The sequence below is a fragment of the Caballeronia ptereochthonis genome (assembly GCF_001545075.1).
Lineage (GTDB): Bacteria > Pseudomonadota > Gammaproteobacteria > Burkholderiales > Burkholderiaceae > Caballeronia > Caballeronia ptereochthonis.
Map to the genome: position 1 here is coordinate 1 of NZ_FCOB02000038.1, position 15,431 is coordinate 15,431.

The 15,431-nt window shown below is 63.4% G+C and carries 14 protein-coding genes; 9 read left to right on the top strand and 5 right to left on the bottom strand.

The annotated features are described in order from the left end of the window. The 3 genes from AWB83_RS37010 to dsbD all read left to right on the top strand — a co-directional run. Positions 1-208 (top strand): hypothetical protein (locus tag AWB83_RS37010; RefSeq protein ID WP_208636819.1); only part of this gene is annotated, 208 nt, incomplete at its 5' end. After that, positions 205-537: a divalent-cation tolerance protein CutA gene (gene cutA / locus AWB83_RS29890; RefSeq protein ID WP_087049242.1), complete on the top strand. Its 333-nt coding sequence runs from the start codon at positions 205-207 to the stop codon at positions 535-537. The genes AWB83_RS37010 and cutA, both read left to right, overlap by 4 nt. After that, on the top strand, positions 530-2,368 hold the full coding sequence (dsbD, locus tag AWB83_RS29895) for a protein-disulfide reductase DsbD (protein ID WP_087049243.1): 1,839 nt from the start codon (positions 530-532) through the stop codon (positions 2,366-2,368). The genes cutA and dsbD overlap by 8 nt, the downstream gene beginning before the upstream one ends. A 53-nt stretch (positions 2,369-2,421) precedes the next feature. Here dsbD and hemB read toward each other — a convergent pair whose 3' ends face one another. After that, the gene (gene hemB, locus AWB83_RS29900) at positions 2,422-3,420 is read right to left on the bottom strand and encodes a porphobilinogen synthase (protein ID WP_087049244.1); all 999 of its coding nucleotides are present in this window, start codon (positions 3,418-3,420) and stop codon (positions 2,422-2,424) included. A 256-nt stretch (positions 3,421-3,676) separates the two neighbouring features. Then, positions 3,677-4,339, bottom strand: coding sequence for a ribosome biogenesis GTP-binding protein YihA/YsxC (yihA, locus tag AWB83_RS29905; protein ID WP_087049245.1), 663 nt, complete (start codon positions 4,337-4,339; stop codon positions 3,677-3,679). 295 nt (positions 4,340-4,634) lie between these two features. Here yihA and AWB83_RS29910 point away from each other — a divergent pair, with 295 nt between their 5' ends. The 5 genes from AWB83_RS29910 (at position 4,635) to msrQ (ending at position 10,749) form a co-directional block, all read left to right on the top strand. Continuing rightward, positions 4,635-5,318 (top strand): c-type cytochrome, encoded by a 684-nt coding sequence (locus AWB83_RS29910; RefSeq protein ID WP_096059401.1) that lies wholly within the window; start codon positions 4,635-4,637, stop codon positions 5,316-5,318. Between the two features lie 173 nt (positions 5,319-5,491). After that, positions 5,492-7,726, top strand: a complete 2,235-nt coding sequence (locus AWB83_RS29915; protein ID WP_087049247.1) for a cytochrome c biogenesis protein ResB — start codon at positions 5,492-5,494, stop codon at positions 7,724-7,726. Positions 7,727-7,730: 4 nt separating this feature from the next. Further along, positions 7,731-8,936, top strand: a complete 1,206-nt coding sequence (ccsB, locus tag AWB83_RS29920) for a c-type cytochrome biogenesis protein CcsB (protein ID WP_087049248.1) — start codon at positions 7,731-7,733, stop codon at positions 8,934-8,936. Between the two features lie 157 nt (positions 8,937-9,093). Beyond that, a complete protein-coding gene (msrP, locus tag AWB83_RS29925) occupies positions 9,094-10,083 on the top strand; it encodes a protein-methionine-sulfoxide reductase catalytic subunit MsrP (protein ID WP_087049301.1) in 990 nt (329 codons plus the stop codon). A gap of 3 nt (positions 10,084-10,086) precedes the next feature. Beyond that, positions 10,087-10,749, top strand: a complete 663-nt coding sequence (gene msrQ, locus AWB83_RS29930; RefSeq protein WP_087049249.1) for a protein-methionine-sulfoxide reductase heme-binding subunit MsrQ — start codon at positions 10,087-10,089, stop codon at positions 10,747-10,749. Positions 10,750-10,798: 49 nt separating this feature from the next. Here msrQ and lysA read toward each other — a convergent pair whose 3' ends face one another. Both lysA and lptM read right to left on the bottom strand, forming a co-directional pair. Continuing rightward, on the bottom strand, positions 10,799-12,061 hold the full coding sequence (gene lysA / locus AWB83_RS29935; protein ID WP_087049250.1) for a diaminopimelate decarboxylase: 1,263 nt from the start codon (positions 12,059-12,061) through the stop codon (positions 10,799-10,801). Between the two features lie 44 nt (positions 12,062-12,105). Further along, positions 12,106-12,414, bottom strand: a complete 309-nt coding sequence (gene lptM, locus AWB83_RS29940; RefSeq protein ID WP_087049251.1) for an LPS translocon maturation chaperone LptM — start codon at positions 12,412-12,414, stop codon at positions 12,106-12,108. Between the two features lie 35 nt (positions 12,415-12,449). Between lptM and cyaY the strand changes: the two genes are divergently transcribed. Continuing rightward, positions 12,450-12,767 carry an iron donor protein CyaY gene (cyaY, locus tag AWB83_RS29945; RefSeq protein ID WP_087049252.1) on the top strand — a complete coding sequence of 106 codons (318 nt, stop codon included), beginning with the start codon at positions 12,450-12,452 and terminating at the stop codon, positions 12,765-12,767. 53 nt (positions 12,768-12,820) lie between these two features. On the opposite strand, the gene AWB83_RS29950 is transcribed toward cyaY, so the two are convergent. Beyond that, entirely contained in the window at positions 12,821-15,229 is a 2,409-nt protein-coding gene (locus AWB83_RS29950; protein WP_087049253.1) for a penicillin-binding protein 1A, read from the bottom strand. Between the last annotated feature and the right edge of the window lie 202 nt (positions 15,230-15,431).

The window sequence follows — 15,431 nt, forward strand, 5'->3', positions numbered from 1 at the left end:
GGGTGTCGGCTTCTTAAGCATGACCTCTATTAAAGAACAAAGCCCTGGGCAGAGCCAGGGCTTTGTCAGCAGTCTGAAGGCCAAGCTCAGCTTGGCCTTTTTGCATTCGGGCTGCGGCTTTTCAGCGCGCCTGGCTGTAAAGATGTGCGGCAGCCGCCGATGCTACGATATGGAAGTAGTCGTCTTGCCGTCCTGGAGTCCCGAGTGAACGTCCCCGTCGTATTGATGCTGTCCACGCTGCCCGACGCCGCAGCGGCCGATACGCTCGCGCAAGCGGCGCTGGAAGCGCGGCTCGCCGCGTGCGTCACGAATCTCGGCGCGGTCGCTTCGCACTATCACTGGAAGGGCGTGCTGGAGTCGTCGCAGGAGGTCCAGTTGCTTTTCAAGACGAGCGTCGCGCGCGCCGGGGAATTGCAGCGCTTCGTCGCGGCTCGGCATCCCTATGAAACACCCGAAATCCTCGTCTGGCAGGTGGATGCATCGCCGGGCTATGGTCAGTGGGTCAACGCAGAAACGCAGCGTCCTCTCCATGTTTGAGTTTTCCCGTCTCGTCGCGAGCCGATTCCTCGCCGCGCTCTTCCTTCTGACCGCTTTTTCGCTGGTTTCGGGCGCCGCGCGCGCGGCCGACGATTTCCTCGATCCCGACGTCGCGTTCAAGTTCAGCGTATCCGAGAAGCCGGGCGAAGTGGACGTGCGCTACGAGATCGCGGACGGCTACTACATGTACCGCGAGCGCTTCGCTTTCGCGGTGAAAAGCGGCGATGCGACGATCGGCGCCGCGCAGTTGCCGGGCGGCAAAGTCCACTTCGACCAGACGTTCAACAAGGACGTCGAGACCTATCGCGGCGAACTTCTCATCCGCATTCCCGTCACGCAGGCGAAAGGGCCGTTCGAACTCGCGGTGACATCGCAAGGTTGTGCGGATCAGGGTATTTGTTACCCGCCGATGGAAAAAACGTATCGTGTGAAAGGCGACGCGCTTCAGCCCGCCGGCACGGTCCCGCCGGCCACTGCAGCGCGCGCCGACGACTCGCAATCCTGGTTCGAGCGCGCCACGAGCGCTGACTACGCGCAATCGATGCTCGAAGGCGGCGGGTTCTTCACCATCATCGGTCTATATTTCCTCGCGGGCGTGGTGCTGAGCCTGTTGCCCTGCTCGTATCCGATGATTCCGATTCTTTCCGCGATCATCGTCGGAGAGGGCGCGCGCGTGACGCGTGCGCGCGGATTCGCGCTGTCGGTTTCGTATGTCGCCGGCATGGCGCTCGTCTACACCGTGCTCGGCATCGCCGCCGCGCTGATCGGCCAAAGTCTCGGCGCGTGGTTGCAGAATCCGTGGGTGCTCGGCGCGTTTGGCGTGCTGCTCGCGGCATTCGCCGTCGCGCTGATTTCGGGCATGGACATCGCGTTGCCCGAGCGTTGGCAAAGCGGCGTCAACCAGGCATCGCAGAAACGCAGTGGCGGCAAATTCGCCGCGGTGGCGGTGATGGGCGCGCTTTCCGCGCTCGTCGTGGGTGCGTGCATGACCGCGCCGCTTTTCGCGGTGCTCGCATTCATCGCGCATACGGGCGACGCCGTGCTCGGCGGAGCGGCGCTCTTCGCAATGGGGATTGGCCTCGGTGTGCCGCTGCTCGTCATCGGACTCGGTGCGGGTTCGCTCCTGCCGCGCGCAGGCGCGTGGATGGACGGCGTGAAAGTGTTCTTCGGCGTCGTCCTGCTCGCGGCCGCGCTGTGGATTGTCTGGCCGGTAATCGGCGGCGTCACGCAGATGCTGCTTGCGGCGCTCTGGCTGCTGATCGCGGCGGCATCGCTCGGCTTGTTCTCGTCAGGCGTGGCGGCGCCCGTCGGCGTCTGGAAGCGCCTCGGACGGGGGCTCGGCGCCGCGTTCGCGATCTGGGCGGCGACATTGCTGATTGGCCTCGCGGCCGGTTCCACGGATCCGCTGCGCCCCCTCGCCGTGCTGGCGTCGCGAGGCGACGCGTCCGCTATTTCGCGCGCGCAGACACAAGGACCGGCCTTTGCACCGGTGCGCTCATCGGCGGAGCTGGATTCTGCCGTCAAGGCCGCCGCGCGCCCGGCGATGCTCGATTTTTATGCGGACTGGTGCGTGTCCTGCAAGGAAATGGAGAAGCTGACTTTCTCCGACGCCCGCGTGCAGGCGCGCCTCGCGCAACTCAATCTCCTGCGTGCGGACGTGACCGCGAACAACACCGACGATCAAGCCTTGCTCAAGCGCTTCAAGTTGTTTGGCCCGCCGGGCATCATCTTCTTCGATGCGCAGGGCAACGAAGTCGCGCGCGTGGTCGGCTATGAGTCGGCGGACACGTTCCTGAAGAGCCTCGACAAGCTCGGTCCGTCGAACGGATAAAAAAGGGCGATGCCGTGACGCATCGCCCTTTCAGCTTCAAAGACACCAAAGCGTTACTTCGACGCCCGCAGAATCCGTGCGGCATCCAGCGCGAAGTACGTCAGCACGCCATCCGCGCCCGCGCGCTTGAATGCGAGCAGCGCTTCCATCATCACCTTGTCGTGATCGATCCAGCCGTTCTGCGCGGCGGCCTTGATCATCGCGTATTCACCGCTCACCTGATAAGCATAGGTCGGGAAGCGGAACTCATCCTTCACGCGGCGCACGATGTCGAGGTACGGCATGCCGGGTTTGACCATCACCATGTCCGCGCCTTCCTCGATGTCCATGCGCACTTCGCGCATCGCTTCGTCGGAGTTGGCCGGGTCCATCTGATATGTCATCTTGTTGCCCTTGCCGAGATTCGCAGCCGAGCCGACGGCATCGCGGAACGGGCCATAGAACGCCGACGCGTACTTCGCCGCATACGCCATGATGCGCGTGTGAATGTGATCTTCGCTTTCCAGCATCTCGCGGATCGCGCCGATGCGGCCGTCCATCATGTCCGACGGCGCGACGATATCCACGCCCGCCTCGGCTTGCGTGCGCGCCTGCTCGACGAGAATCTCGCTGGTTTCGTCGTTCTTCACGTAGCCTTCTTCGTCGAGCACGCCGTCCTGGCCGTGGCTCGTGTACGGATCCAGCGCGACATCGGTCAACACGCCGAGCATCGGGAAGTTCTTTTTCAGTTCGCGAACGGCGCGCGGAATCAGACCTTCCGGGTTGGTGGCTTCGCGTCCATCGGGCGTCTTGAGCGACGGCTCGATCGCCGGAAACAGCGACAGCACCGGCACGCCCAGCTCGACGCACTGCTCGGCGACTCTCATCAGCAGATCGACGGACGTGCGCTCGACGCCGGGCATCGACGGCACCGCCTGCCGCAGATTCGTGCCTTCGACGATGAACACCGGATAGATGAGATCGTTGGTGGTGAGGATGTTTTCGCGCATCAGACGGCGCGAGAAGTCATCGCGGCGCATGCGGCGCGGGCGATGGTGGGGATAGAAGCTCATGTCTTGACTCGAATTTGAGTGGCCTTCCGGGGGACGTCGAAAACGGCTTCCAAAACACGCAAAGCCTTGCTGAACAAGGACTTGGACGCGTCTGAAACCGTTTTGAGACAATGGTATATCATACCGATCGAGCGAGGCGCTTGCCGCCGGACTCCCCGCTTCTCCTCCCTGAGCGGGTGCCTGTCGATATTCGATTAGGCTGTTAACCCGCCGTCATGCGGCGGGTTTTTTTATGCCGGAGCTTCTGCTCGACGGCTCACTCGGCCACATCTTCCTGCGCGTTCTCGCCCGCTTCTTCGGGCATCAGCCAGCTTTCGATCAGCTCGTGCGCTTCATCCAGCCCCGTGCGCTTGAGCGCGGAGAACAGCTGCGCGGTGAGCTCGCCGCGATAGCCCGCATCCTTGTATTCCGCGAAGGATTTCTTCGTTGCGCGCAGGGCGTTGGTCATCTCCTGTCGCGTCAATTTGTCGCATTTGGTGAGCAGCGCGTGAATCGGCTTACCCGTCGGCGCGAACCAGTCGATCATGATGCGATCGAGCTCGGTGAGCGGCCGCCGCGAGTCCATCATCAGGATCATGCCGCGCAGTTGGGCGCGGCTTTGCAGATACGTGGAGAGCAGGCGCTGCCAGTGCTCCTTCGCGGCGCCCGGCACTTCGGCGTAACCGTAGCCGGGAAGATCGACGAGATAGCCGACCGGCGAGGCTTCTGGCCCGACCGCGAAGTAATTGATGTGCTGCGTGCGCCCCGGCGTCTTGCTCGCGAACGCGAGCCGCTTCTGGTTGCACAGCACGTTGATTGCCGTCGATTTGCCCGCGTTCGAGCGCCCCGCGAACGCGATTTCGGGCTGCGGCGTGGGCGGCAGATCGCGCAGATGATTGACGGTGGTGAAGAAGCGGGATTGGTGAAGCAGGAATGACATTGGCGGGCCCAATCGAAAGAGCTGCGAAAACTTGAAGCCTTGAGAACCCGGCAAATACTGGGCATGCCCCGACTGGCGTCTTTGCGTATAGCGGGTTATTGTACAATACGACGGATTCTTAAAGATCAGCACGGGCACGCAAGACCCAAGCCGCAGGCGTCACCCACACAGGAGCGAGACAGTTTTTCGGGCACTTTTTTGAGCCCTTTCGTTCGGGTATCTTGCGGCGATGATCGGTCGCCGTCGTTTTTTGCAGAACCTCCCATTCTCACAAGACGAAAAACAGGGTACGCGAATGAACCGACTGTACAGGTCTCTGGTGGTGCGTCAGGTGCTTCGGGCAGCGGCGGGTTTCGGTGCGGGTTTCGGTGGCTTGGCAGTATCGGTGTCAGTGAATGCGGCAGAGCCCGCGCAACCGGCGAAGCCGGATGCGGCAAGAGGGCAGGCCATCGCGACCCAGGTGTGCGCGGCATGCCACGCGGCGGACGGCAACAGCGCCGGGGCGGCGTTTCCGAAACTCGCGGGCCAGCACGCGGAATACATCGTCAAGCAGTTGAAGGATTACAAGACGCAGCCGGGCGCGAAGGCGCCGGCGCGCAACAATCCGATCATGGCGGGCATCGCGGGCGCGCTGTCGGATCAGGATATGGTGAACGTGGCGGCGTACTTCGAGTCGCAGAAGGCCAAGCCCAACTACGCGCGCGACAAGAACGACGTCGCGCTGGGCCAGAAGATCTATCGCGGCGGCATCGCGGACAAGGGCGTGCCGGCGTGCGCCGCGTGCCATGGCGCGACGGGCATGGGCATCCCGGTGCAGTATCCGCGGCTGTCGTGGCAGTGGGGCGACTACACGGTCGCGCAGTTGAACGCCTTCGCATCGGGACAACGCAACAACAGCGAGCCGATGCACGCCATCTCTTCGCGCTTGAATGAAGCGGAGATGAAGGCGGTGTCGGACTACATCGCCGGTTTGCATTAAGCGCAGCAGTCAGCGTCCAGCGGTTCCCGGCTCGATACGCGGGAATCGCCCATACTACGAAGCCGGTCCCGGGAAGATCCGAGAAGGTCGGCGCGAAAACAAGAAAGGGTGGGACGTCGGTCGATGAGACCGCCAGCGTCTCCACCCTTTTTTGCTGTTTAGTCGGAGTTTGAATGAGCGTCACCACATCGGGTTTGCAGTCGAAGTCGAGCCGCCGCGCCGTCAGGCATTTCATCGAGCTCGTGAGTTCGATGCGCTTCGCCATCGCATTGCTGGTCATTCTGGCGATCGCGAGCATCATCGGCACGGTGCTCACGCAAGAGGACCCGTACCCCAACTACGTGAATCAGTTCGGCCCGTTCTGGGCGGACATCTTCCGCGGCCTGAGCCTCTACAACGTGTACAGCGCGTGGTGGTTCATGATGATCCTGATCTTCCTCGTGATCTCGGTGTCGCTGTGCGTGGTGCGCAACAGCCCGAAGATGGTCGCGGACATCAAGAGCTGGAAGGATCGCGTGCATGAAGGCGGCCTGCGCGCGTTCCATCACAAGGGCGAGTTTGCCGTTTCGGCGAGCCGCGCGCAGACCGCGGCGACGCTCGAGCGCCTCGCCGGCAAGATGGGCTATCGCACCGTCACGCGTCAGACCGACAACGGCGCGACGCTCATCGCCGGCAAGCGCGGCGCGATGACGAAGATCGGCTATATCTCGGCGCATCTGGCGATCGTCGTGATCTGCATCGGCGGGCTGCTCGACAGCAACCTGCCCATCAAACTGCAGATGTGGATGTTCAACAAGACGCCGATCAACAGCAACGCCGTCATCAACGACATTCCTCCCGAACACCGGCTGTCCACGTCGAACCCGACGTTCCGCGGGTACGCGTGGGTGCCCGAAGGGCAATACGTCGGCACGGCCATTCTGAATCAGCAGGACGGCTCGATCATCCAGGACCTGCCGTTCTCGATTCAGCTGAACAAGTTCATCGTCGATTACTACTCCACCGGGATGCCGAAGCTCTTCGCGAGCGACATCGTCGTGATCGATCACAAGACGGGCAAGCGCATTCCGGCGCGCGTCGAGGTGAACAAGCCGTTCACCTACGACGGCATTTCGATCTATCAGTCGAGTTTCCAGGACGGCGGCTCGAAGCTCGAAATGACCGCCTGGCCGATGACCGGCGGCAGCGCGAAGACTGCGCCCTTCAGCGGCACGATCGGCGGCACCGCGCCCGTCGGCACGCAGTTCACGGGCGCGCAGGGCGAAACCGTCGAATTCACGGATTTCCGCGCGATCAATGTGGAGAACATGACGGACGGCAGCGGCGCACCCGACGCGCGCGGCGTCGGCAAGAAGGAAACGCTGCGCGACGCGTTCGACGAGCGCCTCGGTTCCGGCGCGAAAACCTCGAAACCGACCGATCTGCGCAATATCGGCCCGTCGGTGCAATACAAGGTACGCGGCACGGACGGTCAGGCACGCGAGTACAGCAACTACATGTTGCCGGTGGATGTCAGCGGCCAGCGCATGTTCCTCGCGGGCATGCGGGTGAGCCCGAACGACCCGTTCCGCTACCTGCGCATTCCCGCCGACGAACAAGGCACGGTCAAGCAATGGATGGACTTGCGCGCGGCGCTCCAGACGCCCGCGACGCGCGCCGAAGCCGCGCATCGTTTCGCGCTGCGCTCGGTACCGCAGGAAAACGGCGAACTGCAGAAGCATCTGGAAGAGAGCGCGATTCGCGTGCTGAATCTCTTCGCCGGCGCGGACGAAACGGGTAAGGCCACCGCGAATCCTCAGATGATTGGCGGCTTCCAGAGCGTCGCGACGTTCATCGACCGCTCGGTGCCGAAGGGCGAGCAGGAGAAGGCGGCGGGGCTGCTGATGCGCATGCTCGAAGGCGCGATGTGGGATGTCTGGCAGATTTCCCGAGAGCAAAACGGCCTTCCGGACGCTAAAGTGGATGAGAAGAACAGCGCATTCGTGCAGTCGTCCATCAACGCGCTTTCCGACAGCTTTCTGTACGGTTCGCCGGTCTTTCTGCAACTGGACAACTTCAAGCAGGTGCAAGCTTCGGTATTCCAGTTGACGCGCGCGCCGGGCAAGAATCTGGTGTATCTTGGCAGCCTTCTGCTGGTGGTCGGCATTTTCGCGATGTTCTACGTGCGCGAACGCCGGCTCTGGTTCTGGCTCAAGGATGCAGGGCAGGGTGGCGCGAGCGTGCTGATGGCGATGTCCACGGCACGCCGGACATTCGATTTCGAGAAGGAGTTCGTGCGCACGCGCGCGCAGATCGCGGCGGCGCTCGACGCAAAGCCGGCAGAGCCGGCTGATCCGTCCCCGACACCAGGCGCACCCACAGCGCAAACGCAATCCGAAGCCCCGAGTTCGGAAGTTTCAACACGGTAAGATCATGGACCTCTCTCAAACCTCCTCCCACGCACCCGCCACGACGGATCGTCCGGCACCGGGCGGACTGCCCGATGTCGCCACGTTCGACGACCGTCCGTTTCTGCGCCGGCTGACGCCGATCGACTGGCTGTTCGCCATCGCGATGGTCGCGGGAGCGGGTTTCGCGCTGAATCGGTATCACGCGTACATGGACGTGTACGACACGGCCGTGCTGATCGGCGCGGTGCCCACGTTCGTCGTGCTCGGCTGGCGCTGGAAACCGGTGCGCCTGCTCATCGCGATGATCGCGGTGCTGGCGCTGTCGTCGATCCAGCTCTATCACCACGATCTCGCGCGCGCCGACACCAATTTCTTCCTCAAGTACTTCCTGTCGAGCCAGTCCGCCATCCTGTGGATGAGCGCGCTCTTCATCCTCGCGACACTGTTCTACTGGATCGGCCTCGTGACGCGCTCGCAGACCGGCGGCGCGATCGGCTCGCGCATGACGTGGGTCGCGGTGCTGATGGGCTTCACCGGCCTGATGGTGCGCTGGTACGAGTCGTACATGATCGGCTCGGACGTCGGCCATATTCCGATTTCGAATCTGTATGAAGTTTTCGTGCTGTTCTGCCTGATCACGGCGCTGTTCTATCTCTACTACGAGCAGCATTACGCGACGCGGCAGATGGGTGCGTTCGTGCTGCTCGTGATCAGCGCGGCGGTCGGCTTCCTGATGTGGTACTCGATCGCCCGCGACGCGCAGCAGATCCAGCCGCTCGTGCCCGCGCTGCAAAGCTGGTGGATGAAGATTCACGTGCCGGCGAACTTCATCGGCTACGGCAGCTTCGCGCTTTCGGCGATGGTTTCCGTCGCGTACCTCGCGAAGCAGCGCGGCGTGCTGGCGGACCGCCTGCCGTCGCTCGACGTGCTCGACGACGTGATGTACAAGTCGATCGCAGTCGGCTTCGCGTTTTTCACCATCGCGACGATTCTCGGCGCGCTGTGGGCCGCGGAGGCCTGGGGCGGCTACTGGAGCTGGGACCCGAAGGAAACGTGGGCGCTGATCGTCTGGCTGAACTACGCGGCATGGTTGCACATGCGTCTGATGAAGGGTCTGCGCGGCGCGGCGGCGGCCTGGTGGGCACTGACCGGGCTCATCGTCACTACGTTCGCGTTCCTCGGCGTGAACATGTTCCTGTCGGGCCTGCATAGCTACGGCAAGCTCTGAGCCCAGCGGAACGAACCGGAAAAGAACCGCCATGCGTCGTTGCGCTGGCGGTTTTTTTTCGTTTCGGGGTGGAATACGGGCATCCGGTCTGCTGTTTCCCCGTATATGAATGATGGGTGGCGTGCGCCGCGCGCCGCGAACGAAGGAGCAACGCTTCATGTGGATCAGACGAAACCGCCGCCTCTACGGCGGCGACATCGCGGGTCATGAAATCACGCCGCGCGACGTGTTCGAGAACCGGCGCCGCGCGCTGCGCTCGATCGGCGCGCTCGCCGCGACCGGGCTGGCCGGCGCGAGCGGCAACGCCCTCGCGACGCTGACATCGCCCGATGCCAAGGGCCAGAAGCTCGCGGCGACGACCAATCCGAAATTCGTCGCGCTCGACAAGCCGACGGCGTTCAAGGACATCACGACCTACAACAATTTCTACGAGTTCGGCACCGACAAGGGCGATCCGGCGGAACATGCCGGCACGCTGCGCCCGCGGCCGTGGAAGGTGTCCGTCGAAGGCGCGATCAAGAATCCGAAGGTCTACGACATCGACGACATCCTGAAGCTCGCGCCGCTGGAAGAGCGCGTCTACCGGCTGCGCTGCGTCGAAGGCTGGTCGATGGTGATTCCGTGGGTTGGCGTGTCGCTCTCCGAGCTCGTCAGGCGCGCCGAACCCACCGGCAATGCGAAGTACGTGCAGTTCATCACGCTTGCCGACCCGTCGCAGATGTCCGGTCTCTCGACGCCCATCCTCGAATGGCCGTATTCGGAAGGCTTGCGCATGGACGAAGCGATGAATCCGCTCACGCTTCTCACAGTCGGGCTGTATGGCGAAGTGCTGCCGAACCAGAACGGCGCGCCGGTGCGCGTCGTGGTGCCGTGGAAGTACGGCTTCAAGAGCGCGAAGTCGCTCGTGAAAATCCGCTTCGTCGAAAAGCAGCCGCCGACGAGCTGGAACCTCTACGCGCCGAACGAATATGGTTTCTATTCGAACGTGAACCCGAACGTCGATCATCCGCGCTGGAGTCAGGCGACGGAACGGCGCATCGGCGAGGACGGCTTTTTTCAGCCGAAGCGCAAGACGCTGATGTTCAACGGCTACGGCGATCAGGTCGCGTCGCTGTATCAGGGCATGGACCTCAGGAAGAATTTCTGAACGATGCCGTCCGCTTCCGAAATCAAGCGTTCCGCTGCGACGCCGCAGGCGCGAGGCTGGGCCGTGCCTGCGAAAGTCATCGTGTTCATCGCGATGCTCTATCCGCTCGCGCGCCTCGTGCTGCTCGGCGTCACCGGCGCGAATGGCGGCCTGGGCGCGAATCCGATCGAATTCATCACGCGCTCGACCGGCTTGTGGACGCTCGTCTATCTCTGCATCACGCTCGCGATCACGCCCGTGCGCCGCATGACGGGCATCACGGCGCTCGCGCGCTTTCGCCGCATGATCGGGCTGTACGCGTTCTTCTTCGCGGTGCTGCACTTCACGACGTACATCTGGTTCGACAAGTGGTTCGATGTCGCCGAGATGCTGAAGGACATCGGCAAGCGGCCCTTCATCACGGTGGGCTTCGCGGCGTTCATGCTGCTGATTCCGCTCGCGGTGACGTCGCCCAGGGCAATGGCTCGCAAGCTCGGCCGACGCTGGCAGACCTTGCATCGGACGATCTATCTGATCGCCTCGCTCGCGATCCTGCATTTCTGGTGGATGAAGGCGGGCAAGCACGATTTCGAGCTGCCGAAAATCTACGGCGCGATCGTGATCGCGTTGCTCGGCTGGCGCGTCATCGCGTGGCTCAAGGCGAAATCGGCGCAGCGGCGCGCATAAAAAAAGCGACGCCGTTCGAGCGTCGCTTTTTCGTTGAAGCGCGGAAGCTTCAGTCCGGAAGGATCGATTCCCCGGCGAACAACTGCTTCACCTCTTCGCGTTCGCGCACGAGCCGCGCGCGTTCTCCATCGACCATGACTTCGGCGGCGCGCGGACGCGTGTTGTAGTTCGAGCTCATCACGAAGCCGTATGCGCCCGCCGAGCAGATCGCGAGCAGATCGCCTTGCTCGATCGCCAGTTCACGGTCGCGCCCGAGCCAGTCGCCGCTCTCGCACACCGGGCCGACGACATCGTACCTGTGCGCCTTCGCATCGCGCTTCACGACCGGCACGATGCGATGAAACGCCTCGTACATCGCGGGGCGCGCGAGATCGTTCATCGCGGCATCGACGATGGCGAAGTTCTTTTCCTCGCCCGGCTTCAGATACTCGACGCGCGTGAGCAGCACGCCCGCATTGCCGACGAGCGAACGCCCCGGCTCGAAATACACTTCGCGCTGGCCGTGGCCGCGCTTTTCGATGTGATCGAGCAGCGTCTTCACGAAATCGCCGATATCGGGCGGCGTTTCGTCGTCGTAGGTGATGCCGAGGCCACCGCCGACATCGACGTGACGAATGCTCATGCCGTCCGACTCGATCTGCTCGACGAGTTCGAGCAGCTTGTCGACCGCGTCGAGATACGGGCTGATCTCGGTGATCTGCGAGCCGATGTGGCAATCGATGCCGACGACATCGAGATGCGCCATCGCATGCGCTTGCGCGTAGGTCGCGCGCGCGTCGCCGAAGGCCACGCCGAACTTGTTCGATTTGAGGCCGGTGGAAATATACGGGTGCGTTTTCGCGTCGACGTCGGGATTGACGCGCAGCGAAACGGGCGCCTTCCTGCCGAGCGACTTCGCCACTTCGTTCAGCGCGTGCAGCTCGGGAATCGATTCGACGTTGAAGCACTTCACGCCCGCCTCGAGCGCCTCGCGCATTTCCGCCGCCGACTTGCCGACGCCCGAAAACACCGTGTTCTGCGCCCTGCCGCCCGCGGCGAGCACGCGCGCCAGTTCACCCGACGACACGATGTCGAAGCCCGCGCCCATGCGTGCGAACACGTTGAGCACCGCGAGATTGCTGTTCGCCTTCACCGCGACGTGCACGGTCGCGCGGCGCCCCGCGCAGGCATCGGCATAGGCGTGATAGGCGCGCGTGAGCGCATCGCGCGAATAGACATAGAGCGGCGTGCCGAACTGCTCCGCGAGCGACGCGGCTGAGACGCCTTCGGCGTGCAGCACGCCGCCGACGTAATGGAATGCGGAATCACTCATGCGTGGAATCGAAAATGCGCCGGGAAGGCGTCAGGGCTTGCGGATCAGTAAGCGGACGAGGCGGCTTTCGGCGCCGAGGCGGCGTTGGGGCCGGACTTCAGGTCCGTTTCGGGCGATAGCGTCAGCGGCTCGCCGGATGTGTCCGGAACGGTGCCTCTGCGCAACGCCGTTTCGTCGCTCGGAGTTACATCCGAAGGCGGCGTATTCTGGAGATCGTTGGGACGTTGCGGCAGCGGCGGCACTGTCGGCAGATAAAGCGGACCGCGCTGCCCACAACCGCCGAGCGTGAGTGTTGCCGCGGCGCCAAGGCTCAAAGCCGCTACAATCGCGCTCATCCTGAAAACGACACGCATGACCGTCCCTATACGATTAATCGATGGAGTTTAGCATGACAGACCAGGAATACCTGACGCTGGCGGAAGCCGCGCTGACCGCCATCGAGCGCTCGGTGGACCAGGCCGAAGCCGACATCGAGTTCGAGCGCAGCGGCAATGTGCTGACATTGGAATTCGAGAACCGCACGAAGGTGATCGTGAATCTGCAGCCGCCGAAGCACGAGATCTGGCTCGCGGCGAAGGCGGGCGGATTTCACTATAAATACGTCGACGGCGCCTGGCGCGACACGCGCGATGACAGCGAGTTCTTCGCCGCGCTCAGCAAGTATTCGAGCGAACAGGCGGGCGAGCCGATCAGCTTCAAAGCGTAAAAAAAGCGAGCGGATCATTCGACCCGCTCGCTTCGAACGTTGCAAGGGCGCGGTTACTGCCCCTTGAACAGATTCATGATGTCCTGCTTTTCCTGCTCGCCGACTTCGGGCGCGGGCGCCGTCACGCCGGACACGCCTTCCTGCGGCGGCGCCTGACTCACGCCGATGGTCGCGACGAAGCCGTGGCCCGGCGTCATGTCGTCGAAGTACAGCTCGCCGCCGAGCGACGTGACATCGGGCGGCGTCAACGGCTTGTACTCGGGCACGCCCTTCAGCGCGCGGCCCATGTATTCCATCCAGACGGGCAGCGCGAGGCCGCCGCCGGTTTCCTTGTCGCCCAGGCTGCGCGGATTGTCGTAGCCGATCCACGCGACCGCCACGAGCGTGCGCTGATAGCCGGCGAACCACGCATCGCGCGAATCGTTCGTCGTGCCCGTCTTGCCGGCGAGGTCGCCGCGCTTCAGCTGATTCGTCTTCGCGCCCGTGCCGTGCTGCGCGACGCTCTGCAGCAGACTGTTCATCACGAACGCGTTGCGCGGCGTGATCGCAAGCGGCGCGCTCTGCTGCGCGACGAGCGGCTGCGGATGCGAGACGACGCGGCCGTATGGATCGGTGATATCGGCGATCAGATACGGATTCACGCGATACCCGCCGTTCGCGAACACCGCATAGCCCGCCGCCATCTGCAGCGGCGTGACGAGGCCCGCGCCGAGCGCCATCGGCAGATAGGCGGGATGGCGGTCCGCGTCGAAGCCGAAGCGCGTGATGTACTGCTGCGCGTACTTCGTGCCGATGTGGCTCAGGATGCGGATCGACACCATGTTCTTCGAGCGCTGCAGCGCGGAGCGCATCGTCATCGGGCCGTCGAAGCCGCCGCCGTAGTTCTTCGGCTCCCACGCCTGGCCGCCGGTTTCGGCGGCGCTGAAGAAGAGCGGGCCGTCGTTGATGATGGTCGCGGGCGAAAGACCCTTTTCGAGCGATGCCGAGTAGATGAACGGCTTGAAGCTCGAACCCGGCTGACGCCACGCCTGCGTCACGTGATTGAACTTGTTCTTGTTGAAGTCGAAGCCGCCGACGAGCGCGCGGATCGCTCCGTCCTGCGGCACCATCGAAATCAGCGCGCCTTCGACCTGCGGCAATTGCGTGATGGTCCAGTCGCCGTCGTCGGTCTTCATGAGACGCACGATCGCGCCCGGGCGAATGCGCGCATTCGGCTGCGCGCGCGGGCTCAGCGCGAACTGGACGAAGCGCAGGTCGTTGCCGCTGATCGTCGCCGTGTTGCCGTCGATGAAATTCGCCTTCACTTCCTTCGGGCTCGCCGACGTCACGACCGCAGCGACGATCTCCCCGTTGTCCGGATGCTCGGCTAGCGCATCGTCGATGGCCTGCTCGCGGTCGTCCGGATCCGCCGGCAGTTCGATATAGCCTTCCGGTCCGCGATAACCGTGCCGGTGCTCGTAGTCCATCAGCCCCTTGCGCACCGCGCGATAGGCCGCGTCCTGATCGGCGGAATCGATCGTCGTCACGACGTTCAGGCCGCGCGTATACGCTTCCTCGCGGTATTGCGCGTACATCATCTGGCGCACCATTTCCGCGACGTACTCGGCATGCACGCTGAATTCCCGACCCGCGCCCTTCACGACGAGCGGCTGCTTCACCGCCTGGTCGTATTCGTCGCGCGAAATGAAGTTGAGCTCCAGCATGCGCTGCAGGATGTACTCCTGCCGGACCTTGGCCCGCTTCGGATTGACGACCGGGTTGTACGCCGACGGCGCCTTCGGCAAGCCCGCGAGCATCGCGGCCTCGGCGAGCGAGATGTCCTTCAGATCCTTCCCGAAGTAGACGCGCGCCGCGCTCGCGAAACCGTACGCGCGCTGCCCGAGATAGATCTGATTCATATAGACCTCGAGAATCTGATCCTTCGTCAGCGCACGCTCGATCTTGTACGCGAGCAGCATCTCGTAGATCTTGCGCGTGTAGGTTTTTTCGCTCGACAGGAAGAAGTTGCGCGCCACCTGCATCGTGATCGTGCTCGCGCCCTGCGATGCGTGGCCGTTGGTCAGCGCGACCGAGCCCGCGCGCAGGATGCCGGTGAGATCGACGCCGCCGTGATCGTAGAAACGCGCATCCTCGATCGCGAGCACGGCTTTTTTCAGATGATCGGGCACGTCCTGAATGCGCACGACGCTGCGGCGTTCCTCGCCGAATTCGCCGATCAGCACGTGATCCGCCGTGTAGATGCGCAGCGGCACCTTCGGCTTGTAGTCGGTGAGCGCCTCGAGCGAAGGCAGGTTCGGCATCGCGACGACGAGCGCATAGCCGAGCACCAGACCCGCGCAGACGACGAGTGCGAAGAGGCTGACGAGGAATCCGAGCAGAAGCCGCGCCCACCACGGGCGCTTGGCTTTCTTTTGCCCCTCGGGCGGCGTGGACGGCGGGTTGGTCGGGGAAGAGGATTGCATAGCACCACCAAAAAACAGTCACGCGATTATAGCCGCCCGGGTTTGAGACTTTTCTGAACGCTTACAGCCCACGCCGCGGTCGCGCCTGCTCGTTGCTGTCTTCAAGATACGCGCGATCGTGCGCGGAAGCATCTTCTTATCGCGCGCGCTGGCCATTCGGACGAATGTTCGCCGGCGGCGCCGCTCGCGACAATCCTTTCAC

Excerpts from the sequence above, each read along its gene's own strand:
- dsbD (WP_087049243.1), top strand. The coding sequence starts at position 530 with ATGTTTGAGTTTTCCCGTCTCGTCGCGAGCCGATTCCTCGCCGCGCTC.
- hemB (WP_087049244.1), bottom strand. The coding sequence starts at position 3,420 with ATGAGCTTCTATCCCCACCATCGCCCGCGCCGCATGCGCCGCGATGAC.
- yihA (WP_087049245.1), bottom strand. The coding sequence starts at position 4,339 with ATGTCATTCCTGCTTCACCAATCCCGCTTCTTCACCACCGTCAATCAT.
- AWB83_RS29910 (WP_096059401.1), top strand. The coding sequence starts at position 4,635 with ATGAACCGACTGTACAGGTCTCTGGTGGTGCGTCAGGTGCTTCGGGCA.
- AWB83_RS29915 (WP_087049247.1), top strand. The coding sequence starts at position 5,492 with ATGAGCGTCACCACATCGGGTTTGCAGTCGAAGTCGAGCCGCCGCGCC.
- ccsB (WP_087049248.1), top strand. The coding sequence starts at position 7,731 with ATGGACCTCTCTCAAACCTCCTCCCACGCACCCGCCACGACGGATCGT.
- msrP (WP_087049301.1), top strand. The coding sequence starts at position 9,094 with ATGTGGATCAGACGAAACCGCCGCCTCTACGGCGGCGACATCGCGGGT.
- msrQ (WP_087049249.1), top strand. The coding sequence starts at position 10,087 with ATGCCGTCCGCTTCCGAAATCAAGCGTTCCGCTGCGACGCCGCAGGCG.
- lysA (WP_087049250.1), bottom strand. The coding sequence starts at position 12,061 with ATGAGTGATTCCGCATTCCATTACGTCGGCGGCGTGCTGCACGCCGAA.
- lptM (WP_087049251.1), bottom strand. The coding sequence starts at position 12,414 with ATGCGTGTCGTTTTCAGGATGAGCGCGATTGTAGCGGCTTTGAGCCTT.
- cyaY (WP_087049252.1), top strand. The coding sequence starts at position 12,450 with ATGACAGACCAGGAATACCTGACGCTGGCGGAAGCCGCGCTGACCGCC.
- AWB83_RS29950 (WP_087049253.1), bottom strand. The coding sequence starts at position 15,229 with ATGCAATCCTCTTCCCCGACCAACCCGCCGTCCACGCCGCCCGAGGGG.